The organism is Vulcanisaeta sp. JCM 16161 (assembly GCF_001316285.1).
The window spans coordinates 34908-61495 of record NZ_BBDO01000008.1; the positions used below are offsets into that span (position 1 = coordinate 34908).

Annotated in this window: 28 protein-coding genes, 1 tRNA gene and 7 pseudogenes; 22 read left to right on the plus strand and 14 right to left on the minus strand. The window is 45.4% G+C overall.

All coding sequences use genetic code 11. The features are described 5' to 3' along the window. Window positions 1–14: 14 nt before the first annotated feature. Window positions 15–1041 (plus strand): annotated as a pseudogene (locus tag JCM16161_RS10785) (DUF1152 domain-containing protein). An 80-nt stretch (window positions 1042–1121) separates the two neighbouring features. Here JCM16161_RS10785 and JCM16161_RS10790 read toward each other — a convergent pair. Then, window positions 1122–1610: a hypothetical protein gene (locus JCM16161_RS10790; protein WP_243671435.1), complete on the minus strand. Its 489-nt coding sequence runs from the start codon at window positions 1608–1610 to the stop codon at window positions 1122–1124. A gap of 147 nt (window positions 1611–1757) precedes the next feature. Between JCM16161_RS10790 and JCM16161_RS10795 the strand changes: the two genes are divergently transcribed. Then, window positions 1758–2036 carry a hypothetical protein gene (locus JCM16161_RS10795; RefSeq protein WP_054855887.1) on the plus strand — a complete coding sequence of 93 codons (279 nt, stop codon included), beginning with the start codon at window positions 1758–1760 and terminating at the stop codon, window positions 2034–2036. Window positions 2037–2085: 49 nt separating this feature from the next. Here JCM16161_RS10795 and htpX read toward each other — a convergent pair whose 3' ends face one another. From htpX to JCM16161_RS10810, 3 genes and pseudogenes are all read right to left on the minus strand, one after another. Next, complete coding sequence (gene htpX / locus JCM16161_RS10800) at window positions 2086–3060, minus strand: zinc metalloprotease HtpX (RefSeq protein ID WP_054855847.1); 975 nt, start codon at window positions 3058–3060, stop codon at window positions 2086–2088. Window positions 3061–3105: 45 nt separating this feature from the next. Beyond that, window positions 3106–3803: pseudogene (locus JCM16161_RS10805) on the minus strand (acetate--CoA ligase family protein). A 28-nt stretch (window positions 3804–3831) separates the two neighbouring features. Next, a pseudogene (locus JCM16161_RS10810) lies at window positions 3832–5198 on the minus strand (CoA-binding protein). 306 nt (window positions 5199–5504) lie between these two features. Between JCM16161_RS10810 and JCM16161_RS10815 the strand changes: the two are divergent. After that, window positions 5505–6778, plus strand: a pseudogene (locus JCM16161_RS10815) (aspartate aminotransferase family protein). Between the two features lie 144 nt (window positions 6779–6922). Here the strand turns inward: JCM16161_RS10815 and JCM16161_RS10820 are convergent. Continuing rightward, on the minus strand, window positions 6923–7237 hold the full coding sequence (locus JCM16161_RS10820; protein WP_243671436.1) for a thioredoxin domain-containing protein: 315 nt from the start codon (window positions 7235–7237) through the stop codon (window positions 6923–6925). Between the two features lie 207 nt (window positions 7238–7444). Here JCM16161_RS10820 and JCM16161_RS10825 point away from each other — a divergent pair. From JCM16161_RS10825 to JCM16161_RS10840, 4 genes and pseudogenes are all read left to right on the plus strand, one after another. Then, window positions 7445–7521: transfer RNA gene (locus JCM16161_RS10825), tRNA-Asp, on the plus strand. Window positions 7522–7765: 244 nt separating this feature from the next. Further along, a pseudogene (locus tag JCM16161_RS10830) lies at window positions 7766–8535 on the plus strand (sulfide-dependent adenosine diphosphate thiazole synthase). A 50-nt stretch (window positions 8536–8585) separates the two neighbouring features. Further along, window positions 8586–8822 (plus strand): hypothetical protein, encoded by a 237-nt coding sequence (locus JCM16161_RS10835; RefSeq protein ID WP_054855848.1) that lies wholly within the window; start codon window positions 8586–8588, stop codon window positions 8820–8822. Further along, on the plus strand, window positions 8798–9475 hold the full coding sequence (locus JCM16161_RS10840; protein ID WP_243671437.1) for an inorganic phosphate transporter: 678 nt from the start codon (window positions 8798–8800) through the stop codon (window positions 9473–9475). The genes JCM16161_RS10835 and JCM16161_RS10840 overlap by 25 nt, the downstream gene beginning before the upstream one ends. A 1-nt stretch (window position 9476) precedes the next feature. Here the strand turns inward: JCM16161_RS10840 and JCM16161_RS10845 are convergent, their stop codons facing one another. The 4 genes from JCM16161_RS10845 to JCM16161_RS10855 all read right to left on the minus strand — a co-directional run bounded on the left by JCM16161_RS10845 (window position 9477) and on the right by JCM16161_RS10855 (window position 11815). Further along, the gene (locus JCM16161_RS10845) at window positions 9477–10253 is read right to left on the minus strand and encodes a sn-glycerol-1-phosphate dehydrogenase (protein WP_243671478.1); all 777 of its coding nucleotides are present in this window, start codon (window positions 10251–10253) and stop codon (window positions 9477–9479) included. A 23-nt stretch (window positions 10254–10276) separates the two neighbouring features. Next, window positions 10277–10516, minus strand: a complete 240-nt coding sequence (locus JCM16161_RS18305) for a hypothetical protein (protein ID WP_243671438.1) — start codon at window positions 10514–10516, stop codon at window positions 10277–10279. Window positions 10517–10632: 116 nt separating this feature from the next. Further along, a complete protein-coding gene (locus JCM16161_RS10850) occupies window positions 10633–11178 on the minus strand; it encodes a DJ-1/PfpI family protein (protein WP_243671439.1) in 546 nt (181 codons plus the stop codon). A gap of 37 nt (window positions 11179–11215) precedes the next feature. Further along, window positions 11216–11815, minus strand: coding sequence for an adenylate kinase (locus tag JCM16161_RS10855; protein WP_054855851.1), 600 nt, complete (start codon window positions 11813–11815; stop codon window positions 11216–11218). Between the two features lie 102 nt (window positions 11816–11917). On the opposite strand from JCM16161_RS10855, the gene JCM16161_RS10860 reads away from it, so the two are divergent. The 6 genes and pseudogenes from JCM16161_RS10860 (at window position 11918) to JCM16161_RS10880 (ending at window position 16990) form a co-directional block, all read left to right on the plus strand. Further along, a complete protein-coding gene (locus JCM16161_RS10860; RefSeq protein ID WP_054855852.1) occupies window positions 11918–13120 on the plus strand; it encodes a glycosyltransferase family 4 protein in 1203 nt (400 codons plus the stop codon). A 138-nt stretch (window positions 13121–13258) separates the two neighbouring features. After that, window positions 13259–13451, plus strand: a pseudogene (locus tag JCM16161_RS10865) (30S ribosomal protein S27ae). Between the two features lie 57 nt (window positions 13452–13508). Beyond that, on the plus strand, window positions 13509–14612 hold the full coding sequence (locus JCM16161_RS10870) for a mandelate racemase/muconate lactonizing enzyme family protein (RefSeq protein WP_243671440.1): 1104 nt from the start codon (window positions 13509–13511) through the stop codon (window positions 14610–14612). 43 nt (window positions 14613–14655) lie between these two features. After that, a complete protein-coding gene (locus JCM16161_RS10875; RefSeq protein WP_243671441.1) occupies window positions 14656–15888 on the plus strand; it encodes a UbiD family decarboxylase in 1233 nt (410 codons plus the stop codon). Beyond that, window positions 15861–15998 (plus strand): hypothetical protein, encoded by a 138-nt coding sequence (locus JCM16161_RS18310; RefSeq protein WP_243671442.1) that lies wholly within the window; start codon window positions 15861–15863, stop codon window positions 15996–15998. The genes JCM16161_RS10875 and JCM16161_RS18310 overlap by 28 nt, the downstream gene beginning before the upstream one ends. A gap of 90 nt (window positions 15999–16088) precedes the next feature. After that, window positions 16089–16990 (plus strand): annotated as a pseudogene (locus JCM16161_RS10880) (RimK family alpha-L-glutamate ligase). Here the strand turns inward: JCM16161_RS10880 and JCM16161_RS10885 are convergent. Both JCM16161_RS10885 and JCM16161_RS10890 read right to left on the minus strand, forming a co-directional pair. After that, entirely contained in the window at window positions 16987–17871 is an 885-nt protein-coding gene (locus JCM16161_RS10885) for a phosphomethylpyrimidine kinase (RefSeq protein WP_054855853.1), read from the minus strand. The pseudogene JCM16161_RS10880 and the gene JCM16161_RS10885 sit on opposite strands and share 4 nt — an antisense overlap. Window positions 17872–17960: 89 nt before the next feature. Continuing rightward, a complete protein-coding gene (locus JCM16161_RS10890) occupies window positions 17961–18680 on the minus strand; it encodes a hypothetical protein (RefSeq protein WP_054855854.1) in 720 nt (239 codons plus the stop codon). A gap of 58 nt (window positions 18681–18738) precedes the next feature. Here JCM16161_RS10890 and JCM16161_RS10895 point away from each other — a divergent pair, with 58 nt between their 5' ends. Continuing rightward, complete coding sequence (locus tag JCM16161_RS10895) at window positions 18739–19194, plus strand: hypothetical protein (protein ID WP_054855855.1); 456 nt, start codon at window positions 18739–18741, stop codon at window positions 19192–19194. A gap of 6 nt (window positions 19195–19200) precedes the next feature. Here the strand turns inward: JCM16161_RS10895 and JCM16161_RS10900 are convergent, their stop codons facing one another. From JCM16161_RS10900 to JCM16161_RS10910, 3 genes are all read right to left on the minus strand, one after another. Then, on the minus strand, window positions 19201–19668 hold the full coding sequence (locus JCM16161_RS10900; RefSeq protein ID WP_243671443.1) for an AAA-associated domain-containing protein: 468 nt from the start codon (window positions 19666–19668) through the stop codon (window positions 19201–19203). A 90-nt stretch (window positions 19669–19758) separates the two neighbouring features. Further along, complete coding sequence (locus tag JCM16161_RS10905) at window positions 19759–20301, minus strand: hypothetical protein (RefSeq protein WP_054855857.1); 543 nt, start codon at window positions 20299–20301, stop codon at window positions 19759–19761. A gap of 119 nt (window positions 20302–20420) precedes the next feature. Next, entirely contained in the window at window positions 20421–21203 is a 783-nt protein-coding gene (locus JCM16161_RS10910; RefSeq protein ID WP_243671444.1) for a TatD family hydrolase, read from the minus strand. A 254-nt stretch (window positions 21204–21457) separates the two neighbouring features. Between JCM16161_RS10910 and JCM16161_RS18315 the strand changes: the two genes are divergently transcribed. The 8 genes from JCM16161_RS18315 (at window position 21458) to JCM16161_RS10935 (ending at window position 26571) form a co-directional block, all read left to right on the plus strand. Beyond that, entirely contained in the window at window positions 21458–21694 is a 237-nt protein-coding gene (locus tag JCM16161_RS18315; RefSeq protein ID WP_243671445.1) for a hypothetical protein, read from the plus strand. 43 nt (window positions 21695–21737) lie between these two features. After that, entirely contained in the window at window positions 21738–23333 is a 1596-nt protein-coding gene (locus JCM16161_RS10920; protein WP_054855858.1) for a helicase, read from the plus strand. Between the two features lie 45 nt (window positions 23334–23378). Then, entirely contained in the window at window positions 23379–23579 is a 201-nt protein-coding gene (locus tag JCM16161_RS18320; RefSeq protein ID WP_243671446.1) for a hypothetical protein, read from the plus strand. A 23-nt stretch (window positions 23580–23602) separates the two neighbouring features. Next, on the plus strand, window positions 23603–23770 hold the full coding sequence (locus tag JCM16161_RS18325; RefSeq protein ID WP_243671447.1) for an ATP-binding protein: 168 nt from the start codon (window positions 23603–23605) through the stop codon (window positions 23768–23770). After that, on the plus strand, window positions 23755–24291 hold the full coding sequence (locus JCM16161_RS18330; protein ID WP_243671448.1) for a hypothetical protein: 537 nt from the start codon (window positions 23755–23757) through the stop codon (window positions 24289–24291). The genes JCM16161_RS18325 and JCM16161_RS18330 overlap by 16 nt, the downstream gene beginning before the upstream one ends. 13 nt (window positions 24292–24304) lie before the next feature. Beyond that, complete coding sequence (locus tag JCM16161_RS18335; protein WP_243671449.1) at window positions 24305–24793, plus strand: hypothetical protein; 489 nt, start codon at window positions 24305–24307, stop codon at window positions 24791–24793. A gap of 105 nt (window positions 24794–24898) precedes the next feature. Next, on the plus strand, window positions 24899–25336 hold the full coding sequence (locus JCM16161_RS10930; RefSeq protein WP_243671450.1) for a hypothetical protein: 438 nt from the start codon (window positions 24899–24901) through the stop codon (window positions 25334–25336). A 68-nt stretch (window positions 25337–25404) separates the two neighbouring features. Next, window positions 25405–26571, plus strand: a complete 1167-nt coding sequence (locus tag JCM16161_RS10935; protein ID WP_243671451.1) for a M48 family metalloprotease — start codon at window positions 25405–25407, stop codon at window positions 26569–26571. Window positions 26572–26588 lie beyond the last annotated feature (17 nt).

The following is a 26588-nucleotide window of genomic DNA, read 5'->3' on the forward strand; positions in this document are numbered from 1 at the left end:
TGATTGATGAGATTGTGGGATTTAATGCAAGGAACATCTTAGTAGTTGGCATTGGTGGTGGAGGTGATGTTGTAGGTTCAACTATTACCTATAGTCTAGCCGTTAATGAGGGTAAGGAGGCCGTGCTAGGTGCGGTTCTTTGGGAAAGGTACGTGAACGATATCGTGCCGGGGCCCATTAGGATACAGGAGCTTAGGAATGCCGAGGCCGTTGGTGATTACTTAGCCATTGTTAATGGGGATACCTACGCCATTAGGGAGGGTAGCGCGTTATTCCTCAAATAGCCAATGTATTAAGCGTTATCAAGGATGATGGTTTGGGAATAAGCATCGCCGGGCCCGTAAGTGACGTGGCTAGGGAACTTAGTGATTATGTGAGTAAGTATGGTATTGACGCCGTGATAGGGATTGACGTTGGTGGTGATGTACTGGCCCTGGGTAATGAGGATGGACTTTACAGCCCACTAACGGATAGCTACTCAGTGGCTATTTTAAGTAGGGTTCAGGACCTCACTAACGTGCCGGTAATACTTGGTGTCGCAGGCCCAGGGTGGATGGCGAGTTAGATAGGGATTATGTCCTGATGAGAATCAGCCAATTAGCTAGTAAGGGCGCGTTCCTAGGCGCCTATGGGCCAACGAGGGATGACCTAGCAATACTTGAGGATATACTCAGTAAGGCGATAACCGAGGCCAGCGGCTTGGTCTTCAAGGCGGCCAGGGGCTATCATGGCAACGTGGGCATAAGGGGGAGTACCAGGTATGTGAGGCTTGACATATCCTCATCAATAACGTACTACCTAGACCTTAGGAGGGCTATGAATGATCTGCCACTGGCTAACCTGGTAATTGATGCAAGGGATCCCTGGGACGCGATGAGGATACTAAATAGTAGGGGTGTGATGACCGAGCTTAACTTTGAGGAGGAGGTCTATAGGTATTATAGGGCTAAGTCCAGGGTGCCCAGCCCTGAGGAGGCATACCTAATGATTAGGGAGATAAAGAGTAGATTGAAGGCACAGGCCCAGTTAATGAGTAGGTGATCTGCCCGGCGGTATTCATCATAAATGCTCAGTTAAGGGCGTGCTCTTCATTAACACGTCGTAATTAATGACCCTGAAATTTAACCCTTAATCGCCTGCCTCCTCATAGAATAATGCGTAGTCCTTCTCAGCTTCACGAAGTAATTGAAGCTGTGATATTCTCTCCTCAGCCTTTCTATACATGTTTGCGAACTCCATAATCCTTGAGGCGACGTCATCAGCCTATTAAAGGCCACTGAGCTGTATAGAAGCTTCTTCCTGTCATTACCCTTAATACTCACGACGTAACCCTCCACAGTACCTGACGTTGGTATTTTACCAAGCTCACCACCCTCACCCTTTATCAGGAATACGTACCCCTTGCGGGAACCATCATTAAACGTTAGCCTAACTAAGACAAGCGCTATGTGGAATTCCCTGAGAATATTCGTGATCACGTCCCTATACCTCTCGTACTCACGCACATAGGGTAGCCTCTCAATGAGCGATAAATCATCCCTATTAAGGTCGTTAAGGAGCTCATTGAGCATATCCATAACATTCCTACCCGTGTTTACTACCTCCATCACGTGATGCGTAACTTTAGCTAAAAATAAGCATTACCTAAAACCCTGGAGGTATGCATTGGATTTTTAGATAAGGTATATTTAGTGGTATAACTGTGATGCATTGATGAGCGGATTAGACAGGAGGTTTATGAAATACATAACAAGGTGATGAGCGAGTTCATGGGCAGCAAGTGCTACGATGTTGATGAGACTTTAGTAATTGATTGCATAAAGGATGCATTAACGAGCATTGGGTTAAGCGTCAATGATGTAACGCTCTTTGACATAGATGGTAACGTGACCAACAACATTAGTAATGCCAGGTATGTGAGGGTCTCAACGACGAGCAATTACGTCAATGGTGAGCAAATATTCACCTTCGCACTAATTAAGTCAAGGAATAGGTATAGGGTTCTCTATCTTCAATCAGCGGTCAAGGAGGGTTAGGAAAATGGAGGGAGATTTTATGGGATTTCTTTCTATTTTAACTGGGAGGTTACGGTGAGGACTCGGCAATCCTATCAAGCATTTGTATCCTCCTTGCCGGGTGTGGGTGGGTCATGAACAACTCCTCCCAAATCGATGGCTTATAATGCCTCCAATACTCTATCAAATCCTCAACATTACTCTCTATATACTCGGTACTAACTGGTGGTGCAAAGAATAGCATCCTCAATGTACCGTTGGTAGTCCTCTTAACGATATTCGGGTCCATGTAAAGCGTAATCTTCGCAAGGGCCCTCTGTAGATTATGGGCGCCATTCTCAACTGTTAACGCACCATTAATATCGGCATAAGCCTCCCTCAACCTATTAATGTATAGGACGAATAATTGGAATAGGAAGCTAACCGCAATGAGTATTAAGCCTATTAAGAGAAGTAGGCCACCGCCATTATCCCTACCCTCGGACCAACCTCCCCACCAACCACCCCACCAAAGTGACCAACCGAGCCAGTAAATAACCGTGGGTAATAGACCAACGGCCATTAGGACCTCCACATCCCTATGCCTAAGGTGGCCAATCTCATGGCCAAGAACAGCCTTTAACTCGCTAGGCTTTAGTATCTTCAGTAGCGGTAGTGTTATTGCAACCCTCTTACCGGCTATTGGGCTTCCATAAGCGAAGGCGTTGGGGAATGGTACGTCGGCTATGTAGACCTTGGGCACGTCCTTAAAGCCATTAGCCCTCGCAACATCAGCGACCATGTCATAGACCCAGCCATAGGTTGGGTCATCAGGCTTAACCTCATGTGCCCTATACATGGCGTTAATCAGGAATGGACCAATCAACCACTGAAACAGCGTTAGGAAGAACGCCATAATGACTAAACCCGTGACAAGCGCGACACCGCCTATTGAACCTCCCGTTAACCACCACATGATGCCATATGTGAATGCAGCACCTAGTAGTAATATCGCTATTATTGCGAGTGACATCTTTAACCTAAACAGGAGTAGTGCCTTGTTCATACAAGGCGGAAACCACGGTATTAATTTTAAACCTAACTCACGAACTCACACAGACCCTATTATGAACCTAGCATCGGCCGCGTACGCACCCTTACCCCTCTCGAGCACAATGACTGGGTTTAGGTCAGCCTCGACAATGTTTGGATTATCGGACAAGAGCTCCGAGAACTTCGTTATTATGTAAATCACGGCCTCCTCATCCCTCACTGGCATGTTCCTATAACCATTAAAGAGCCTGTAGCCCTTTATCTCCCTGACCATCGCCCTGGCATCCTCCTCGGTGATGGGCACAATCCTGAAACTCACGTCCTGCAGAACCTCAACCATTACTCCACCAAGCCCGAAGGCTATTACGTGGCCGAATATCGGGTCCTTGGTTGCGCCAATTATCGTCTCTAGGCCCTCGGGTACCATTCTCTGTACGAGGAAGCCGCTGATCCTGGCATATGGCGCCTTCTCCTTAATGTTATTCCTAATTCTATCACAGGCGCTCCTTAGCTCATCATCATTGCTTATATTTAGTATTACGCCACCAACGTCTGACTTATGTATTATGTCTGGAGAAACGACCTTAAGCACCACTGGTAGCCAATGTCTTTAACCACCTTAAGCGCTTCATTAATGTCCTGCACAAGCGCGAAGTCAGGGACTGGTATGTTATACTGCCTAAGTAATTCGAAGGACTCATGCTCAAGTAGTTTATACCTACCCTCCTCAAGTGCCTTCGCAATTATTGGATTCATACTCACCACCACTCCTTCGCCACACCCTTTATTTTTGAATACTCATACAGGCCCATAGAGCCTTAGCAGCCCTGTGCGGTGCATGATAAACGGGTATTCCATTCTCCTCAAGGTGACCCTCGAACTTAGCCACGTACTCATTACCACCAAAGCTAACCACGACTATTGGCTTATTAAATCTCTTGGCCTCAATTATGTAATTACCCAGGTTAGCCGTTAGGCCGGTATCTGCATTAGGGCTATTATCAATGCCATGTCTACGTAGCTCGTTGGTAGTACCGTGTCCAGCACGAACTTGTACATGGCATCCGTGGCACTGCCAGTTAAGTCAATCGGGTTGCGGGTAACGGCTAGGGGCGGCAATTGCTTCCTTAGTATTTCCTGAAGGCTCTCGGATAATTCCGGAACCTGTAGCCCACGCATGTCAAGGGCATCAACGGATTGAATGCCCATACCACCACTATCAGTTATAACCAACACCCTGTTGCCCCTGGGCAATGGCTGCGTCGCCAGGGCCTTGGCCATGTCAAAGGCATCCGTTAAATTATCCGCCTCAATGACGTTAGCCTGCCTCAGCATTGCGTGGTATATTTCGTAATTACCCGCCAGGCCGCCGTGTGAGACTTAACGGCACCCGAGGCGGCCTTAGTCCTACCCGCCTTATAAACGACTATTGGCTTAACGCTGGATACCTCCTTCATAACCTCAAGAAGCTTCTTACCCTCACCTGGGTATTTCAGCCCCTCCATGTACATCACAATGACCTTAACCCTATTATCCCTAGCAAAGTATTCAAGGAGTTCGGGCTCGTTAATGTCGAGTTTGTTTCCGTAGTTTACGGCTAGTCCAACGCCAATATTCCTCCTGGCTGCCCAATCAAGTATTGCGCCGGCCACGGCGCCACTCTGGCTAATTAACGCCACAGGGCCCGGCCTAGGCCTACCCATCCTATCCTCAGGCAGGAAGAACGTGTCAAGGCCATTAAACGCATTATAAACACCAATACAATTAGGCCCAAGGACTGATGCGACCTTGGACAACCCTCCTCAACTCCTCCTCGAGTTTAGCGCCCTCCTCACCAACCTCACTAAAACCACCACTAATTATTATCGTAACCTTAACACCCTTCCTTGCGCACTCGTCGGCGACCTTAGGCACTGCTGGCGCTGGGACCACTATGACTGCCAGGTCAATGCTGTCCTGGATATCAAGTATTGACTTGTAGTACTTAACGCCATTGACCTCATCATACTTAGGGTTAACCAGGTAGACCTTACCCTTAAACTTAGTGAGTAGGTTCTTGGTAATGACACCACCAACGCTATTCTCCCTGGGCGTAGCCCCAATTATTGCGACTGACCTTGGATTAAACAATAGATCAAGTGGTGACGAAATCGTTAATGAAGCTTCAGAAACAACCTTACCCTCTTGCGTCTGTGCCTTCTGCTCCTCCATAGTGATCGAGCCTATCTAAGGTTGATTCTTAAAAACCTTTCTAAATGAGTAAATAATCTATGTATTTTTATAGATTATGCATTATTATGAAAAATTTCTCTCAAAAACATTGAAGATATTATGGAAAAAAATATTATATACCTTATGAAAGGAAATAACCAGTAGATTAAGCTTAAAAGTAGTGGGCATTTAATTAGCTTAATGGGAAGGTCTGAGGAAATCCTTAAGGAACTAGATGAGTACTTAATGACGAATTTATACCCAACACATAGGATAGTCGTTAAGGAGGCCCGCGATATCTATGTTTATGATGTTGATGGTAATACATACCTGGACTTCATGACCGTAGTTACCACGGCATTACTCGGCCATAACCCACCGGGGCTTGCTGATGCAATTGCTGAAACGGCAAAGCGCTTGATTGCTGGCAATGGGTATAACTGGTATACGGAGGAACTGCTTAACGCGGCAAAGGCGGTATTGAGCTTATTCCCTGATAGGAACATGTATAATAAGGTCCATTTCAAGTTAAGTGGTTCTGAGGGTATTGAGTTGGCGCTTAAGATTGCGAAGAGATATACGAAGAATACGTACGTGATGTACCTAATGGGTGGTTATCACGGCAGGACATACCTAACCGGTTCATACCATGGAATGAGGAGGAAGGAATACGGCCCATTACCACCAGGCACATTGATAGCCCCATTCCCATACCCATACAGGTGCCCATTCGGCGACATGCCACCGGAGGAGTGCGGTAAGGCCGCTGTCGAGACCATAGAGTACTACATTAATTACGTGGCCATTAAGGACGTGTGCTGCCTAGTCACAGAGCCAATACAGGGCGTTGGCGGTATTGTAGTACCACCAATGGACTTCTTTGAGAGGTTGAAGAAGGTCCTCGATACCTACGGTATACTGCTAATATTTGACGAGGTCCAAAGCGGCATGGGTAGGACGGGCACCACCTGGGCCTTTGAACAATTCAATGTTAAGCCCGACATTGTTGTCGCGGCTAAGGGCATGACTGGTGGGTTACCCGCCTCAGCGTGGTGACCAGGAAGGAGATTGCCTCAGCAATGCAGTTAAATGATGAGCACTCAACCTTTGGCGCCTCGGCACTGATAATGGCCGCGGTTAAGGCAACCGTCGACTACTATAATATGCATAAGGAGGAGTTACTGAACAACGCCAAGAGAATGGGTGAGTACGCAATGAAGAGGTTAATGGAGCTCTACGACAAGCACCCACTCATCGGCGAGGTTAGGGGGCTAGGGCTCATGATTGGTATTGAACTCGTTAAGAACAGGAAGACAAAGGAACCCGCGACTAAGGAGACCAGCGATATATGCCTTAACAGGGCGTTAAAGAGGGGCGTGCTTTTCGTGACTAGTGGTTGGAATGGCAACGTAATTAGGTTCGCACCACCACTTACCGTTAAGCAGGAACATATTGACAAGGCAATTGACGTGCTCGATAAGTCACTGGGTGAGGTGGAGAGGGAGGAGAATATTAGGTAGGTATTCGTGATTTACCGTGAGGTTAGAAGTTTAAATTTAACGACTTTCAATTCTCATTAAGAACCCTCCTTATCTTATCAGCGATAATCTTCTTAGGTACCGCGCCAACCACGAAGTCTGCCGGCTCACCATCCCTAAATATTATCACGGTTGGTAGCTCATTACATCATACTTAGCGGCAACGTCAGGCCACTCCTGTGTGTTCAACCTACCAAAACCAACACACGGCATTTCCTTAGCCAAAGCCTTTAGGATTGGCTCAAGCAGGAAACACGGCGCGCACCACGGAGCCCAGAAATCAACAACCACGACCTTCCTACTCCTTATGAAATCGTCGAAATTATCCTCACTTAACTCAACAGGCTCATTACTAACTGCCTTAGCCAACTCCCTAGCCTTCTTCTCCAACAACTTACTCAACTCCTCATCCTCCTTACTACCCATATTATTACTACCCATGCCGTTCACCGCCATACTTAAGACAGAAAACTGCCAATTTAAAGCATTTACTCAGTCAATAATTAGACAGGAATAGGAAATACAGCAATGAGGAAGCACCATAACCCCACCTAAATACTAAATAACAACCATAGGACCCCCAACACATCGCCAATAACAGCCAAGGCAAAAAAAACTTAAATTCTCAACAAAGCCAATCACTACGCAGCCCCGGTGGTATAGCCCGGTCTAGTATGGCGGCCTGTCGAGCCGCAGACCCGGGTTCAAATCCCGCCGGGGCGCCACGCAGGTTGTTGATGGTTGTGTTTTATTTTGGTTTGTGGGCCTTAGATGAAGTTGTTAGTAGTCTAACTTTTCAATTATCTTCAATTATCTTTAGTTTATAATTTATCTTGTAACCTGTCACAAATTGGTCGGAATTTGTTGTATTCAATTTCTTTCCTTTCTCTACGGATTTTGCTAAGGGAATATTTATAACTTGCTTATTAATTATTAATAACTCGGTGATTATATGGCTGGCGTATCAATATCGGAGGTGGGCATAACCCGTGCAATAATGAGGAGCGCCTGAAAATACTTGATGAGTACTCGAGTGTTGATGTGGCTATTGTTGGTGCTGGACCGTCGGGCATGACCGCGGCTTACTACCTGGCTAGGGCTGGCTTAAAGACCATTGTGCTGGAGAGGAGGTTCTCGTTCGGTGGTGGTATCGGCGGCGCCGCCAGTCACCTACCTAGCATAGTGGTTGAGTATCCAGCCTCTGAAATCCTCAGTGAGGACTTTGGCGTTAGGCTTCAGGACATGGGTGACGGCTTGTTCGTTATCGACCCCGCTGAAATGATGGCTAAGCTGGCGACCAGGGCCATTGATGCGGGCGCCAAGTTTTTGCTTGGTATTAATGTCGAGGATGTCATAATTAGGGATAATCCTCCGAGGATTGCCGGTCTTGCTGTTTATTGGTCATCAATACAAATGGCCAATATACACACAGACCCATTCTTCATAGAGGCTAAGGCTGTCGTTGATGCCACAGGGCACGATGCGGAGGTCGTGACGGTAGCTGCGAGGAAGAACCCAGACCTTGGCCTAAAAGTGCCTGGTGAGAGGTCGGCGTACGCTCGGTTGCTGAGGATTTGGTTGTTAAGTACACGGGTAGGGTTATGGAGGGCCTTTACGTGACTGGCATGGCCGTTGCCGCTGTTTATGGATTGCCAAGGATGGGGCCTATATTTGGTTCAATGATAATGAGCGGTAAGAGGGTTGCTGAGTTGATAATTAATGATTTGAGGAGTAGGTAATTAACGTGGGTTGAGTTTAAAAAGTAATTTCGTGGTTATACCTGCCCAGTATGGCGTACTCACTACTCATTGATTACATACTGGCATTTTTCTTATCATTCCTAGTCTCCGGTAATAACCTATCGGCTAATGCAGGCGCCGCAGTTGGTTCCAGGTCTATTGATTATAAGTATGCCATAGTAATTGCATTGCTCGGCTATATACTTGGCCTGTGGTTGCAGGGAACGTACATGAGGGCTAATGTAGTGAGCGGCGATATTGCATGGTGGCTATGGCAGTTACTATAGTGATATTCCTAATTGGTGAGAGTATGAGGGTGCCCATGTCATTAACGGGGTCATTATACGCGAGCCTAGTTGGTGCATCATTAGCGCTGGGGCGTATCATGGGTAATGCAGTCCTCGTGCTTAGTTACTGGTTATCACTACCAATAATAGTCATGTTGCTTTCGTACATTCTCTATAAGTTCCTAGGCGTATTTTCAAGGTTATCGTTTAAATACGTGGGTATTTACCGAGCATTGTCCGTAATCACGATCTTCCTGCTATCATTCTCCTTCGGCGCAAATAACCTCGGACTACTATGGGCATTACTAAACTTTAGCAGTAGGGGCTTATTACTAATCATCATTAGTTCAATACTTGGTGTATTATTAATTGGCTGGAGAACATTGTACAAACTCAGCACTAGCCTATTCACGATAGGCCCACTGACCAGCTTCACGGTCCAGCTATTCTCGTTCATGGCCATGGAGATCGGGACTCTATACTCGGTGCCGATGCCCGTCACGGTAACCACGTCCTTCGGCTTAGTCGGTGTCGGCGCAGCCCACAGGTTTAGAATAATAAACCTGAGGTACTTCAACGAGTTGGTGATCGGCTTCGTAGTGTCGATAATTGTCGGTCTCGTATTTAGCTACGTATTAATCAGAATTGTCTAAACTAAGCTATGCCCGTAATCTCTATTAGATTCTCAGCGGCCTTACGCGTTAAGCCGGCCCCGAGTATTGTGAACCTATCGGGTCTTACGTTATGCGCCATCGTCAGCGCGTCGATTATCACATCCCTGTCAAGGCCGAGTTCCTTAGCCGTGACCGGTATGTTTAGGCTCTGCAGGAATGATTTAATCCTCCTCCATTTCATGCCATGTAGGTAAGCCATCATTATTGCGCCAAGTGCCACCTGCTCGCCATGCAGTGCGGGTCTGAATCCCCTCTCCCTAGCCAGCAGGTCTATTGCATGGCTGAATAGGTGCTCAGAACCGCTACATGGCCTTGAACTACCGGCAATGGCCATGGCAACTCCACAGCCGAGTAATGCCTTAACCACTATCCTAACGCCCTCCTCACTATGAACCTTCAACCTATCCCTATTCCTAAGGACTATTAATGCGCTGTCCCTGGCAAGGGCTGCCGCGTACTCGCTGAATTCCTCGCCCTTAACTCTAACGGCCAATTCCCAGTCCTTAACAGCTATTAACTTACCAACTAACTCACCAATACCGGCCAGTAGATACCTCCTTGGCGCCTCGAGTATTATTGACGTATCCGCAATAATGGCTATTGGAGACCTCTGCACCTTACCAACTCCATACTTATTAAGGTCAAGTTGAAGTATGTGAGATACGTATGGACTTGCTATGCCATCGTGGGACGCTATCGTCGGTATTGATACGTAGGGTACATTCATTATGTAGGCCATGGCCTTTCCAAAATCGATTATCCTACCGCCACCAAGGGCTATTATATAGTCAGTAACGTGGGCGTACCTATTTGATAACTCAATAATTTTCTCAGGCTTATTTCATCAACCTCCTCAACATCGCAGGTCCTACACTCTATCTTATCAATTAGGTGCTTACCAAAGTGAGAGCCAATAAGGATTAAGCCCCTTAATCCATTAAGCCCCACCTTACCCAATATCTCGGGTACTTTACCAATAGCGTTGGGTCCAAATACCACGACCCTAGGAATCTCATACATCTCTAATGCCTTACGTTGTGCCGAAGCCATTATTAATTTAGGCGAGGTAATGGGTAAATTTAAACTATTTCTTTGCTCTCAATGCGTTATTAAATCAATAAATTCTAACGCTATGATTATTTACCAAGGGCTTTAGTAAGGAGTTCTACGGTTACCCTCTTAAGGGTTACGACATTACCGTCAATTACGAAATCCTCATTCACGTACTCAACACCATTATTCCTGAGAATGCTTATTAAGTCCGTGGTTGGGTAAACCGTTGCCTTCCTACCCCTTAATAAGCCAAGCTTGGCTGCGTAGGCAGGGGTTGCCAGAGGTAGTATTGTCTTCCTTCCACTACTCACTGACTGGGTAAGTAACCCCTCGAAAACCTCCTTATTAACCATGGGCTTGACTTTACCGGGCATTTCCTTACCAGTAACGGCATAGTAAGCCCAATAACCGCCTATGAAGACCACGACATCATAACCATTAAGTACATCCTCGCTTAACCTATCCGTTATGTCAATGTCGAAGTTGACATTGACGGTCTTACTTACTAACCCTGTACTAACCTCCATACCCAACTGCCTAAGCGCCTGTACTGCCATTGAATATTCCCCCTCATACGATGTGTCGGCAACAATGATTAACGCCTTCATACACCATTCGAAGAACCCCATTTATTTTAAGCATTTCGCGCATCGAAGAATAAACCGCCTATTGCTTCGTACCCCTATTCCTCATTATTAAATCGACTATGAATTTCGCAGCTATCTCCGCATGTTCGAAGGGTCTTGACTGAGGTCTCCTCCTGAAGTCTAGGATGTATACCGAGCATTCGCCAGCATTGGCCGCGGCAAATGCGTAGTATCTATTGGCTAATTGATGCATCTCAATGTCCTCAGGCGATTCCTGCTCCCTATCTCTAAGACCCACGTCCTTAGCCCTCCTCTCAAGGATGTCCTTTGGGTCGAACTCCATGAGGACTATTGCGTCGGGCTTTAGCTTCGTTATTATCCTGTCGGGAAGACCCGGGTAGAAACCGCCCTGGACCTTAATACTTGCGTGGGTATCTATGATTACGTCCCCAGGCAACTTCGCGATTTCCTCAGCCGCAAGTTCCTGAACCTTCCTATACTCCTCCACTGGTAGCTTCTTCCTCATCTCATCCCTATTGGTAATTCCGTACTGTCTCCTTGCAATCTCAAGCATGTAATCGCCGTAATTAACGATGGTTATGTCAGGGAGCATCTCCTTAACGAACTTCAATGTTGTGGACTTACCACTACCTGGCACAGCGACGAGTACGATCTTCACACGGTAAGTTATTCCCCATTAATTTTAAATTTTATTACACGGTCACCCACCACCCACTTACCGTAGAATCTTACTTTTAAATAAGCCTGGGAGCTAATATTCGTGGTAATTCGCGTTCTCCACCTGTCCTGGGAATACCCACCCCACATGGTGGGCGGGTTGGGAAGGCATGTTTATCACATTACTAGGCACCTGGTTAGGGACGGCATTGATACTACGGTTATGAGCATAGCACTACCCGGCTCACCACCTTCTGAGGAGGTTGAGGGCGTTCACGTTAGGAGGGTTGATCCATTTAGGTTTAGGTCCACGGGCTTCATCACGTGGGTTCTGAACTTCAATGAGGAAATGATTGAGGAGGCCCTAAGGCTTTATGATGAGTGGAGGTTCGACATAATACACGTTCATGACTGGTTAACGGGGCCCGCGGGCATTGCACTTAAGCACCTGCTTCATAAGCCCCTGATCGCTACAATACACGCCACAGAGGCCGGCAGACGTGGTGGTATTCACAATGAGGAGCAGTTTATAATTCACTCATGGGAGTGGAGGACGACGTATGAGGCGTGGAAGGTCATTGTCTGCAGTAATTACATGATGAACGAGGTCTCCTCGGTGCATGGCGTTCCAAAGGATAAGCTAGTAATGATACCCAATGGCATTGACGTAACTTACATAGACGCTGTTGGCGTAAAGCCCGGCTTTAGAGACTTGTACGCAATGCCTAATGAGAAGATAATAGTCTTTGTGGGTAGGCTTGTTCATGAGAAGGGGCCCGACCTGGTGCTGGCTGCGTTTAAGGAACTACTAAAGTGGAATTGGAATCTGAAGCTTCTCGTTGTTGGTGATGGGCCAATGAGGGAGTACCTAATGGGGTTGGCCCATGATTGGGGCATTTGGAGTAAGGTGTACTTCACGGGCAGGGTTGACGACGAGACCCTCTACTCAATACTAAAGGTCTCAGACCTAGCAATATTACCAAGTAGGTATGAGCCCTTTGGAATAACAATACTCGAGGCCATGGCCGCGGGTCTAGCGGTAATAACGACAAGAGTTGGAGGGCCTGATGAGATTGTGCGCGATTGGTACAATGGTATTAAGGTGTCGCCAAATAACGTTGATGAGATAATAAACGCAGCTAAGGTATTACTTAGTAATGATGAGTTGAGGAGAGGGATTGCAAGGAATGCGAGGGACTCCGTACTTAGGTGGTATACCTGGGATAGAATTGCCAGGTGGACTAAGAAGGTTTATCAAGACGTGCTTGAGGAGTATGGTAATGCGAAGTGGTTATCATTATGGTGATTATCAGGAAGGGAGACCTTACATCACGGCTCAGCCCTGGCCACATCAATCATCGTAAGAGTAAGTCATTAAGTCCTTATAAGGATTTATGGTTAAGGTCCATGAAGGAAAAATCTTTATAAGGGATGCGTTAAGCCCATGACTGTGCCAAAGGAGGTTAAGGCAAGGGCGCACACGTGTATGAGGTTGACTATGAGAAGGGTACCATAAAGTTTCTAAGGAGAATCTGCCCAAGGTGTGGTTCAGTAATGGCTTATCACAAGGTCCCAGTGCTAGGTGGGCCTGTGGTAAATGTGGCTACACAATATTTGAGCAGGTTAAGGCCCGATAAGTGTTGAATAAGTCATAGCCAACATTATTTATAAGGTCAGGAATGATTCATAGTATTGTGAGGATTAGGGAGGTTAGGGTTGGGGTTTTTAGGGCTGGGCTTGAGATCCCAGACTTCGGGTCTGCGAATGATATGGTTGTTGTTAAGGTTGTTGGTGAGGATGGTAGTGAGGGTATTGGCTATGTGACTGATTACCACCACATTAAGGAGGGTGTCTACTTCTCAGACCTACTCGCCGAGTTCATTAGGAGGGTTATTGCTAGGTTTGTTGTTGGCAGGGACACAACCGAGTATGAGGCAATCTGGGATGAGTTGTTTCAGAGACTTACTCGATGGGGTAGGAGGGGTTTCGTGATTCACGCAATTAGTGGTGTTGACATAGCCATCTGGGACTTACTGGCTAAGGAGGCTAATAAGCCGCTTTGGAGGTTGCTCGGTGGTTATAGGAGTGAGGTGCCTACATACGCAAACACGGCCCATCAACTACCACCTAAGGAGCTTGCGGCCAAGGCCCTTGAGTATGTTAGGCAGGGCTTTGATGCCGTTAAGATTAGGGGTTCGTTAACGGCCGTTAGCCCTGAGGAGGCCACCGAACGCATTAAGGCTGTTAGGGAGGCTGTTGGTCCTGATGTTAAGTTGATGGTTGACCTAAATGGGACTTACGACTTGAACCTGGCAATGAGGATGTGTAGAAAGTGGGAGAGGTATGAGTTGTTTTGGGTTGAGGAGCCCGTGCACCCTGACAATCTCGAGGGTTATAAGAGACTGAAGAGGGCTTGCGGGATACCGATTGCTGCAGGTGAACAGCATCACACGATCTACGACTTCAAGCTACTGCTCGAGAGCGAGGCCGTGGATATAGTCCAGCCTGACGTCGGCCATGTCGGTGGAATTACTGAGTGGCTTAGGGTCTGGGCCCTCGCCAGGGCCTACGGAATACCAGTATCACCGCACCTAATGCCGATAGTTAGCGCCCACCTAGTCGCCGCCAAGCCTGGTACCATGTGGATTGAGTACACAGCGCCCGACAACCCACTTAGGAGTGCCATATTCGATGTTTTTGATGAGCCTAAGTCAATAATGTACGCAAGGAATGGTAAGGTCTACGTACCGGAGACGCCGGGAATAGGCATAAAACTAAAACCACAACACCAATTCTAACAACACGGAAAAACTATTTTACTTCAAAATTAATGCCGAATTGATGGACCTGAGGAAGTATCTAAATGACCTAAGGAGTGAGGATGCCCTGAAGTTCATTGATGAGGAATTGAGCATTAACTACGAAATACCCTACGTGATCTCGCGACTCGATAAGGGACCAACCCTGGAATTCACCAATGTACGTGAGTTTAAGGGAGTTCACGTGGTTGGTAATGTCGTTAATACCAGGGATAAGGTGTACAGGGCACTCAATGTGAGGAGCGATGTTGAATTTTACAAAAGGCTTCTTTGGGCCGAGGACGCAGCATCATCCTACAGGCCGGGCGAGACTAACAACGTGGTTTATGACCCATTACCCAATGTTGACCTGTCGAAATTACCCATACCTAGGTATTTCGAACTTGAACCGGGGCCCTGCCTAACAAGCGCGGTTGTCGTGGGTATGGATGTTAAGGACGGTATACTAAACGCAAGCATCCATAGGCTAACCCCAATAGGCCCTGATAAGTTCGTCATTAGGCTTGTACCTAGGCACTTATACAGGATTTACATGAGGAATAAGGAAATTGGCAGGGATACGCCCATATCAATATCATGGGGCTTACACCCAGCCATTTTAGTCGCTGCGGCGTCATCACCACCCTTTGGAGTCTTTGAGCTTAACATGGCCAATGCCCTGCTTGACGGTTCACTTAAGGTTAAGGTCCTTGATAATGGAGTGCCCGCGCCTGCTTATGCTGAGGTTGTGATGGAGGGTTACATATCGGCCAAGGAAACTGCCAGGGAGGGACCGTGCATGGACGTACTAGGTACCTACGATGAGGTTAGGGAACAGCCCATTGTCAGGATTACGAGGATTTACGTTAGGAGGGACGACCCATTGATCGCCCAGGCCCTTGTGGCTGGTTATTCCGAGCATAAGCTCCTAATGGGTATTGAGAAGGAGGCTAAGATCTGGCAATTCGTTAGTAATGTGGTCCCTGAAGTTAAAGCTGTTAGGCTCACCGATGGCGGTTGTGGATGGTTACACGCGGTTGTGGCCATTAGGAAGCAGAGTGATGGCGATCCTAAAAATGCCATTATGGCGGCCTTCGCGGCACACCCAAGCCTTAAACACGTGGTGGTTGTCGACGATGACATAAACGTAGACGACCCAAGCGAGGTTGAGTGGGCCATAGCCACCAGGTTCAGGGCTGATGAGGACTTAGTGATAATTAATTATGCCCGGGGATCTACCTGGATCCCGTGGCTATTGACCCGGTGCAGGGCATAACCACCAAGGTCGGTATTGATGCCACGAGACCGCTCAATTACGACATGAGTAGGTTTAGGAAGGGGGTTATTCCCGCATCTGTTGATTTGAGTAGGATTAGGCTTAGGTAAGTATACGTTTACTTTACGTATACCTTTATTCAATTTTAATGATTATTGCCCGGGCTAATTAATAAAAGGAGGTTTTTAATGCGTCGTGATGTGGATATCGGCATCATCAGGCCTTATGAGGTTGAGTATAACCCTGAGGATGTGGTTGATCTAGAGGATGCCATTAGGTCACTGGGCCATAGAGTTAGGAGGATCTACATTGATATGGTTGGTGTTAGGTTTGGTAGGGGCCGTATTGATTATTATCAATTAATTGGTAGGTCCAATTATGAGGAGTTGAGTGTATCAGGTGCAATACTTAGGCATATAGGGTGATTAGGGATTTTGAGCAGTTTGTACATAGGTTATGGGTTGTTAGGGCCCTTGAACTTGGTGGTGTCTACGTGATGAATCCCGTGATGAATTGGATGATGGCTAGTGATAAGTTCATATCATTAATGTTATTGGCTAAGCACGGGTTACCAGTGCCTGATACCGTGGTTAGTGAAAACATGTTCGTTGCCTATAACGCGGTTAAGGAGTTCGGTAGGTCTGTGGTTAAGCAGATTAGGGGTGCCATGGGCTTTGGAGTTTTTCAGGTTGATGATGCTGATGTCGCCATGCACATATTCAGTTACTTAACAAACCTGAACAAGCCAATGTATGTGCAGAGGTTCCTTGATAAGGTTGGTAATGGCGATTACAGGGTTGTGGTTGTTGGTAATGAGGTTATAGGCGCCGAGTTTAGGAGGGGCATTACATGGAAGAGCAATGTTGCCCAGGGGGCCAAGCCGGAACCCACCAGAGTTACCAATGAATTAAGTGAATTGGCGTTAAAGGCTATTCAGGTCCTTGGGCTTGATTATGGTGGTGTTGATATTGCCGAGACCAGAGATGGGTACTTCATACTTGAGGTTAACCCAACAATGTCCTGGCAGGGATTCAAGAGGGCCACCGGGATCAACCCTGCTAAGTATATCGTAAGCTACCTAATTAGTAAGGTGAAGGCTTAGGCTATTCTTGAGGCGATTCTAATAACCTTTAATGCTACGTCCACGGAGTCCAGGCCAAATACATAGGTAACTGGCTCCAGTGCATAACCACCTAGGTCAATCACAGCCTCTAACGTGGGGTCCTTAATGAGTGAGTTGGTTACGGCATTAATCACCTCATCCTCATTGGAGCTTTCATGAGGACCGACCTTGGCATAGCGCATATTTAACTCCGTAAGCACGCGTTCTATCTTATCGTCATATTTAATACTCGCCACAGACCTGTACCTGGGGTTCGCACTCATGCACTTAATAATTAACCTACCCAAATGCCTACTTCCACCATAGATGGGCCTCGACCCTATGATAACCCTCCCATCATGGGCATCAATCCTGCCAGGAACGCCAACAACGTCGTCCTCCATCATCGCGCCCGGTTTGGCCTCAACAATGTTCATGAGGACCCTCGGTATCACGGCCTGGATCTCGGGGTGAGCCTCAAGAATTGATAATGCCCTCTCCACATTCCTGATTATCGAATCCGAAATACCCGTAATTAATACCGAGCATACATTACAATTCGCTGGTAATGAAGGAACAAGCCTTCTATGGGCGTCGCACATTCTTAAGGAGCCCAGTTCCATTAATATGGCGTTGGTTAGGTATTCAAGTGCTTCATACTCCCTACCACCTAGTATTAACTCTACAACGTTTTTAACAACCTCAAGCACCCAATCCCTGCTAATGCCCAGGGATTCAACCTTACTGAGTAATTCATTGTAATCCCTACTCACGTACCTATTAACCGCCGGTTGCGTTACGCCAAGTATCTTAGCCACCCTAAGTTGGCTATACCCACTCTCGAGTAGCTTCTTGGCAACTAGGCTCCTTATTATTGGCAATACATTCTCAACGGCAAACTCAAGCCTGTGCTTATACTCACGGGTTAATACAAAGCATTGTCACTATTAATCCTTACTTTTACACTTCACTAGATACTCCTCATCTCACTTATCATCTTAGCAACGATATCGATCGGGTCATCATTTGCCGAGTACTTACTAATTACGTTACCACCCTTAGTCAGTAAAACCAGGTATTTATTACCCACCATTGTCTGTCCTTCATTGAGGTACGTCCTAACCAATAAGTACTTATCACCGCTCAGTAGTGCTATTTCCAGGGGCATTGACGGTATTCTACACATGCATGACGCATTAACTCGACCCACGCTGGCGTAATTACGTAAAATGCCAAGTATCGTTAATACCGTTTTAATACTCCCTGAACTCACGTATCCCGTGTTTATGAATAACGTATCTCCAACCCTGTATGGGCATATTAATGGGTAATAATCGGAATACCCGGAATTTGGGTCTCCAATCAGTATGAAGGCATTCCTTATGGTGACCCAGTCACTGTACTTCCTAAGGTCGACGCCACCCCTACCGGGTATTCTAACTAGGGAGTCCTCACTTAATGTGTATGAGCCGTACCTACTGCCCATGTCCATGGCCTTAATCACATACTGACCAAAGGATGCGATGGCTACGTGACCCACCACCTGCCTATCCACCTTAAGCTCTTCAATAAGTTCAATGCCATTAACACTGCCTAATGTCGTGGTAGTCCCATCAATGCTCCACACAGCCAACTCCTTACCGACCCTACCAATCACTAGTACGATGGGTACCTTGAATGATGTGATCATTAATTGCTCCTTTTAAATTAATTATTTAAGATTTATATTAGCACGCAATACTTACCGCATGACATTGGCAATAAGTGACGATTTAATAAGGAGATTAATAGAGGTTGTCGATGATAAGTGGGTTAGTGTTGATGAAGTGGAGCACCTGTTAGGTGTAAAAATAAATATGGACTTGATTAATAAATTAAGTAGGTCCGGTTTCTTCGAGGTAATGTATAGTACGTTAGACGGCACGTTTTACATAAAGAGGAGGATTATTGGTAATGCCGTAACTGATAATACCAGGAACGGCATTGGTGATTTGGGTAATGGTAGGAATAAGTTAAATCTTCAGAGGATTGTGGATAAGATGAGGAGTGAGATTCAGGGGATGATGCCGAAGCCGCAGTTTGAGGAGTGGCTTAGTAGTAATGTCTCTGATAATTGGCGTTTGATCTATAATCAATTACTAAATGATGGGGTTATTGAGGAGGTCATTGTTTCGGGAATGGTCTTCGTAAAGGTAAATAAGTGATTAACTTCACGGTATTGCAATGTACATGTCACCCCTCTTCTTAAGCATACCTGCAAATACACCCCACTCGGCCAGTAATATCTCGAGTAGGTGCCTAATACCTGGTTCCCTGGCCTCCACATAGCCCTTCTCGTTTAGTTCCTCGATAAGGTCATCAATCGTGAATGGCTTATGCAATCCCAGGCTATAGGCCGTATGAAATGGCTCAAGGTTTAGCAGTTTTTGCCGAAGTATTTTCTTCCTATCACTAATTTTAGCGTTTAGGAATTCCCTACCCTCATTTGTTATCTTCACATCACCGCCCTTAACCTCAACAAACCCAAGATATACGGCGGCATTTAACGCGGGCATCAAGTCATCAATGTCGGACTCCATCTCCTTCGCAATCATGAATATGTCGGCCTGCCCCTTAAACTCATTGGCGAGTGTATCAATTAATCCAAGCACATCGGCAAACCTCGCATCTAAGGGCATAAATGGCAAATCGGGCATAAAACCTGCTTCCATAGGTTATCACTTTAGTGGTTAATAAGTATTATTTTCGAGTAAAACCCACCATTATAATCATGAAAGAATTAACCTATGTGAAATTACCCTACACTTATCACAAACCTCAACATACTCATTAACCCACGTCCTCCACCTACGTGAGTAATACCTTGAGGAGTATACTAGGGTCATTGGTGAGCCACAGCTTGGGCAGGCATCCCCCATCAGTACTACGTTACTGGCCTCCCTATAGAAGTTCGTTATTGCAAGGTTAATGCCATCCTCAAGATCCTCCTCAAGCCTATCAATGTTTATTGTGTATACCTTAATATTCAATTCCTTATTAAACCAATAACGCGCCCTTGACAAATTATTAACTATGTAATCACTGATTACGTAAGGCCTTTCAGAAACAACAAACAATGCATTGATATCGTTAAGCTCAAGCTCCTCAATCATGTCAAGCGGGTTCGACCACCATGGGAAGTAATCTCCAGGAACGACCCAGACCTTAGCCCTTAACCTATTAAGGTCCGCCTTCACTGAATCGTCATGGATAATCCTAATCCTAAACCCCCTATTCCTCAATACCTCAATAACCCTATCAATAATCCTCATGGTATTTCCTCAACTAATAACCATGACGGGTTAATAAATTATTTATTACCTCCAGGAAAGTACTAAATGAGTGATGAGGACCGGAGAGATGACCAATGAAGAGACCACGCAGGACTGACTCACCTCCTACCCAATCGAAACACCGATAATGTATTCTCAACAATGATATTACCCAGTTCTATTGGGTCAACGTTCCGAATCTTTGAGAGCTCCATCAACACAACCCTAATGTGAACAGGTCTCGATGCCTCATCAGGGCTAGGCCCAAGCTCTGGCGTGTCGCTTTCAAGGAGTACTCGATTTAGGGGTAGTACCATGGCTAGATCCCTCTTTTGTCTCGACCTGGTTATGGTTGGTGGTATTGAGAAGTAACAACCAAGTTCGAGTAATCTCATTACCTGCTCCTTACTGCCATTAAATGCATGCATTATGCATTTAACGGGTCCGTACTTACTCAGTAATTTAATAACGTCATCCTCGGCATCCCTTGAATGGATTATTAATGGTAGGTCAAGGTCCTTAGCCAGTAATATCCACTTGGTGAATATGTGCCGTGAAATCTCCCTAAGCATTCTATCTCTAACAACGCTATAGTCGAGCCCGACCTCACCAATACCAACAATTAAATCCCTCCTCTCATTAATGATCCTAGTGATTTCCTGAACCTCCCTAATATCGAAACCCCCATAGTCATACCCCAACGCTGTATAGACGAACCCACTATGCCTATTCACGAGATTCAGGGCATTGCCCACTTCGTTAAGTCTCATGGTCACATTAATTATGGCTAATAATCCACCCCTACGAGCCTCATCAATTAGCTCATCCGCGTGTTCGTACACATCCCACCTACTTAAATGGGCATGTGTGTCTATCAAGGCCCCAAGCTTCGTGGTAGTCACTCCTATAAATTAATTTATTTTGAACTTATAGGGCTGGGGCGTTAAGTATAGGTTTTTAAAGAGCCATTACTGCGTAACTCGATGTCGGCACTCAACATAAACCCATTAATCTACAGGTTTGTTAGGTACTGCCTAAACAGGGCTTACCTGGAGCTTGACGACTCTAGCTATCGGCTGATGAGAGGTATAGCCTAGAGACTATATTATCGATAATTAGGCAGGCTGAGGATAATTGGCAGGACATTGATGATGTCGTGAAGTTCATAAGTAATGAATTACCAAGGATCTATGGAGAGGCTCTCGAGAGACTCCCTGATAAGATAGTTGATGATTTATTTGAGAAGATTTTAAATAATTGTAAGGACCTTGATGAGGTCAAGACGGACCCGAGGGTGCTTAATGCAATTGATAACGCTCTTGAGAGTATGAAGAACATAAAGAAGAAGTTCCTTGAGGGTTCCAAGACGAGGATTTACGAGCCATCAGCATAAATCAGTGCCTAATTAATTGGTTTGAGCATAATTATACTGAGTAATGGATATTACTGATTACGTATACTCAATATTGAGGGAGAAGGATATAGTCCTACTAAATGCCTATCCAGGCTTTGGTAAGTCTAGGATAGCGGTAGCAGTGGCTAAGAGGTGGGTTGATGATGGTGGTCAAGTATTAATAATAACTAGGTCTAGGGCAGAGGCGCTGCAGCTTTGTGAATTCGCAAGGCAGGTCGGTATTAGGGATAGGGCATCATTGTTCCTTGGCAGGGAATTAATGTGCCCATTTAGTGCACGTAACTCTAAGCAATGCCTACTATATAGGTTAAGCGGTAAGTGTAGGGTTTGGAAGACCGAGGTAACGGCACCCATAATGACCTGCAATCCCCTTGACTTATTTAATGATGGTTTATGCCCATACGAGGTTAATGAGGCCCTTGCCCATCAATTACCCATAGTCATATCAACCCACGCATACCTATCGAGCCCTGAACTTTATGGTAAAGTAATGAGCATAATCAATACCTGGGATAAACCCCTTGTAATAATTGATGAGTTCCATAATGTTGCCGCTGGTCTTGAGGAATCAATAGGTATAAACCTCGATGAGTTAAGGCAGTGGGCGCTGCATGGTAATGACATAGCCAGCAAATTGCTTGATAGGGTGAGTAATTACGTACCGCAAAGGGAGGTTGTGGTTTTAAGGAGGTTTGACATTGATGACTTACTAAAGGGGTCGGAATTAATTAATGATAAGGTTATTGAAATACTAACGCACTTTGGAAATGACCTATGCGCATTTACGTATGACGGTAAGCTGGTCAGGCTTAGGTGCCTCTCGCTTAAGCCCATCCACGATTTAATAATGAAGTCACAAAAGGCCCTCCTTCTAACGGCCTCCATTAGCAAGAGATTCTCCTACATTATGAGCATTTACTCTAAGCCATCATACTACGTGGCAGTGGATTCCCTGCCAATGGAATACCGGGAAAACCTAACAATCATCTCCATAGTGGATGTTGAGTTCACGCATAGGAATAGGTTATTGAGGGAGTACCTGGAAATCGTTAATAGGAGTATTAAGGCATTTATTGATTCGTCACCACCAACCGGTGGTTTAGCCATTTTCTTCCCAAGCATTGAGTACCTAAGCACCTATGTTAGCAAATACGCCCCACCAGTTTGGGGAGTACCGACCTTCGTGCTTAGGGATAGTTCTGAAGCTGTGAATGCCATTGGGGCGTTCAAGGAGAATGCTAGGGTTACTAAGTCACTAATAATAACGTATGCGCAAAACCCAATTGGTGAAGGCGTTAACTTCCTTGAGCAGGAACTGGTCGGCGTCATGATCATAGGGTTTCCACTGCCCCAATATAGTCAATGGAGTTTCCTAAAGTCCCGTTATTACGGAAGGCTAGGGATCAATGGATTCACGACCACCTACTTATTCCCAGCCGTATCAACGACTACGCAGATAATTGGTAGGTTACTGAGGGACTTGGATAGGCATAGAAAGGTCGCTGTACTGCTTGATGGGAGATTCTACCGCTACAGGAGGTACATGCCTAAGTGGCTCGTGTCCAGGATGAAGCCGTTGAGGCTGTCTCAATTCCTAAATGCATCATTATGGAAATAAATGAGTTCATTATAGTGCCTTATAAGTCCTGTTGGGATTTTCATAATGAAGTCTATGGACGTGTTAAGTATTACTGCGGTAGCAATACCTGCCTCATTAGCCATTGCATCATTAGCGAGGGAATTCTCTGGAGATAAGGTTACGGTAGGCACGCGCATCATGATACCCTACAGGGTACCGCTCGATAAGCATCTATGCATACTAGGCCCTACCAGGGGTGGTAAATCCTCCTGGTTAAAGCCATGATTAAGGAGCTCAGTCGAAAGTACGTGGTCACCGTGTTGGACTGGCACGGTGAATATGCAGGATTATTACCGACATTACCAACCTCTGCAATTAACATAGACCTTGAGAAGATACCGCCGAAGTTATTAACCGAGATCCTAGCTTCGGCCTGGGGCTTAATGAGCCAAGTATGTACATGCTATATAGGATGATCCGCGATGGTAATTATACAAGCTTTAATGACTTAATAAGTAAGATAGATAATTACCTCGTAAACACGAGGACAGAGGCCGAGATGAAGGCAGCCATATTGAGGAGACTTGAGTACTCGGCAATGAATATCGGCAAGGGCATCATAGGCATTGAATCGCTCATGGAGGGCGATGCTGTCATAGACCTCAGTGACCTAACGATTATTGAGGAGAAGAGACTTGTCTCCTCATTAATACTAGCCGCTCTATACATGCATTACATGAGGAGGGGCTTGATAGAGAAGGGCGTTAAGCATGTATTAATCATTGAGGAGGCTCAAAATCTACTTGACATGGGCGGTCCCGGTTACTCAATTATTGATCACATAATAATGGAGTTGGCAAAGTACGGTTTAAGGACCATCCTTGTGAGCAATGCCGTGCCGAAATCATCAATACTAAAGCATTGCAATGTAGTGCTATTTAAGATAAATCCCGAACTCCTGGATGAGGGTGTGGTTTTTTTCCAGGAACTTAATTAATAAATTAAATGAGATGTCCACGGAGGAAGCAATAGTAATAACGAGTAAGGGTGTCACTAAGGTAAGGCCCTTGAGGGCGATTATCGAACCAACCCACATAATCATTAGGGGGTCTAATGATTTAAGAAATGCGTCGTCGCAGGAAGCCACCTTTTCAACAGGCAATGGAGGATTTAATGAAAGATTAGGTGGTAGAGTAAGTAATGATGGGACTGAGGTTAAAGCCATTAATACTAAGGCAAGTGTGAATCTGGGTAATGGCGATGATGGTAGGGCATCCGCGAAGCAGGTTAGCCCTAATAATGAGTCCGAATTAATTAATGACTCAACTATTAGCAACGGTGACTCCTTATTTAGAAAGCAGGTAATGGAACTTGAAAGGGAGGTTGCCAATTTACGTGATAAGGTTAATGAAATAGAAAGAATACTAGACGCAGACGAGAAACTCATTGAAAAGATACTGGAGCTTGATGGTAAATTGAAAAATAACCTACACGGTTGATTATAAAGGGATTTCATGAAACTCTAGCGTTTATTTATTACGAGAGTGTCTCCAATTCTCAATTTATTTATTTAAGTAGATATATACGAGAACCCTGGTGCCCTAATGACGGTCTCGGAAAATTTAATGGTGGATACAAAGAAGGTGAAAATCCTAATACTCCAGATGTTAAAGGACATGGTTCTTAACGCAAAGGGTCAATTAATAACCTTCAGACCCGCCAAGGTTGCCCAGGACATATCAATCTGGACTAGGAAAAGTCCACGCTCAGAGTCTGTGATAGTTAGGAATTTCCTTGAGGAGCTCGTTGAGCTCGGCCTCATTAGGGTTATTAAGAGGAGTGCCAGAGGTAAGGTTTACGGTATAATGAGGAATACAGAGTTCTGGTTAATCCTTGAGCATAACAACGTTCATGAGATATTATCCTTCATCGACGGTTATAAATCGGCAAGGAGAAGTAATACAAGTATAAATATGCTGAGGGAATTAACTAATGCCCAAAAAAATAAACCTGGCACAGACAGCCACGAATGGTGGGAATAAAAACATATCGGGTAATCCGTGATTTAATTAAAGATCCTCAATCCATAATCAATTACGTAGAAGATTACTTGCTGAGGATTGCTGAGTTGACATACGTGACTAAGGAGATAAATGGTGATACCGCTAAATTAATGGTGCATGGAAATAATGGAGATGCTGAGTTGAGCATTAATCATGAGGTTAGGGTGAGAGGACGAGGTAAAATGAGGGATCTCGTGAATGCCCTGGTCCTAAGGTACCTGGGCACCGATGGCATGCGTAGAATAACAATACTGCTGGTGCAGAGGGATAATAGAATTTATAGGGTTAATGACCTGCCGAGGGCCTATTCACCGTCAATTGGTTTGATAGGACTTATGTTGGTATCTATCATGGCATTATCAATAATCGTTGCGGTACTGAGGATCATCAATGTAATACCGTCAATACACCTAATACTAATACTGCTTTTATCACCGCTCCTCATACCAATAATATATTCATACGTTCTCCAGCTAAGGGTAAGGCACGGTGATTTAAGGAATTCACGAATTATAAAATTCGTCCTGGAATATGGGGATTTTGAGGAGAGGAGGTTTAATGAGGCCCTACGGCTTTTATCTAGAATAGAGAACACTAGATCGTTAAGCGAGATCAGGAGGTTCCTAATCTCGTTAGTTAATGATGTTAGGACGAAACCACAAAATTTCTATGAGGAGTATATTGACATTAATTCACTAATCAGTAAATTGGGGATTAGAAATAACTATGGTATTTACCTAGTTAATGTAAATCAATGCAATGCGGCGTCTATAGGACTGCCTGGTATTAATTACATAGTCCTAACCTCAAGGCTTGTGTCATGCCTAAGCACTGATGAGTTGGCCGCCGTAATAATGCATGAAGTTGGTCATATAGTTCATGGAGATTCTGCGAAGACGCTCTTTTTAATATCGCTGGCTCAACTGGTGAATATTGCATTAATAACCTATATAATCCCATTAATGAGCCTACCGGCAATACCAATACTCATGGCTGCAATACTCCTTGAGGTATTCGGCATAGTCTCCGTAATGAAATTGAGCGAGTATTCGGCGGATAAGTATGCACTTAGGTTCGTACATAGGAGAAGCTTGGCCATGGCGCTTATTAGGGTTACCTGGAAGGAACTGCATAATGAGTTGGTAAGTAGAAGGTTTGGTGTCTTTGCGTCACATCCTTCGGTATCAAGTAGGTTGGTCAGGATTCTGCGCTGACTTACTATATTTCGTTG

Coding starts and splice junctions, on each gene's coding strand:
- JCM16161_RS10795 (WP_054855887.1), top strand. CDS start 1,758: ATGAGCGAGTTCATGGGCAGCAAGTGCTACGATGTTGATGAGACTTTA.
- htpX (WP_054855847.1), bottom strand. CDS start 3,060: ATGAACAAGGCACTACTCCTGTTTAGGTTAAAGATGTCACTCGCAATA.
- JCM16161_RS10820 (WP_243671436.1), bottom strand. CDS start 7,237: ATGGGTAGTAATAATATGGGTAGTAAGGAGGATGAGGAGTTGAGTAAG.
- JCM16161_RS10835 (WP_054855848.1), top strand. CDS start 8,586: ATGGCGTACTCACTACTCATTGATTACATACTGGCATTTTTCTTATCA.
- JCM16161_RS10840 (WP_243671437.1), top strand. CDS start 8,798: ATGGTGGCTATGGCAGTTACTATAGTGATATTCCTAATTGGTGAGAGT.
- JCM16161_RS18305 (WP_243671438.1), bottom strand. CDS start 10,516: ATGTATGAGATTCCTAGGGTCGTGGTATTTGGACCCAACGCTATTGGT.
- JCM16161_RS10850 (WP_243671439.1), bottom strand. CDS start 11,178: ATGGGGTTCTTCGAATGGTGTATGAAGGCGTTAATCATTGTTGCCGAC.
- JCM16161_RS10875 (WP_243671441.1), top strand. CDS start 14,656: ATGGACCTGAGGAAGTATCTAAATGACCTAAGGAGTGAGGATGCCCTG.
- JCM16161_RS10890 (WP_054855854.1), bottom strand. CDS start 18,680: ATGATCACATCATTCAAGGTACCCATCGTACTAGTGATTGGTAGGGTC.
- JCM16161_RS10895 (WP_054855855.1), top strand. CDS start 18,739: ATGACATTGGCAATAAGTGACGATTTAATAAGGAGATTAATAGAGGTT.
- JCM16161_RS10900 (WP_243671443.1), bottom strand. CDS start 19,668: ATGCCCTTAGATGCGAGGTTTGCCGATGTGCTTGGATTAATTGATACA.
- JCM16161_RS10905 (WP_054855857.1), bottom strand. CDS start 20,301: ATGAGGATTATTGATAGGGTTATTGAGGTATTGAGGAATAGGGGGTTT.
- JCM16161_RS10920 (WP_054855858.1), top strand. CDS start 21,738: ATGGATATTACTGATTACGTATACTCAATATTGAGGGAGAAGGATATA.
- JCM16161_RS18320 (WP_243671446.1), top strand. CDS start 23,379: ATGAAGTCTATGGACGTGTTAAGTATTACTGCGGTAGCAATACCTGCC.
- JCM16161_RS18330 (WP_243671448.1), top strand. CDS start 23,755: ATGCTATATAGGATGATCCGCGATGGTAATTATACAAGCTTTAATGAC.
- JCM16161_RS18335 (WP_243671449.1), top strand. CDS start 24,305: ATGTCCACGGAGGAAGCAATAGTAATAACGAGTAAGGGTGTCACTAAG.
- JCM16161_RS10930 (WP_243671450.1), top strand. CDS start 24,899: ATGACGGTCTCGGAAAATTTAATGGTGGATACAAAGAAGGTGAAAATC.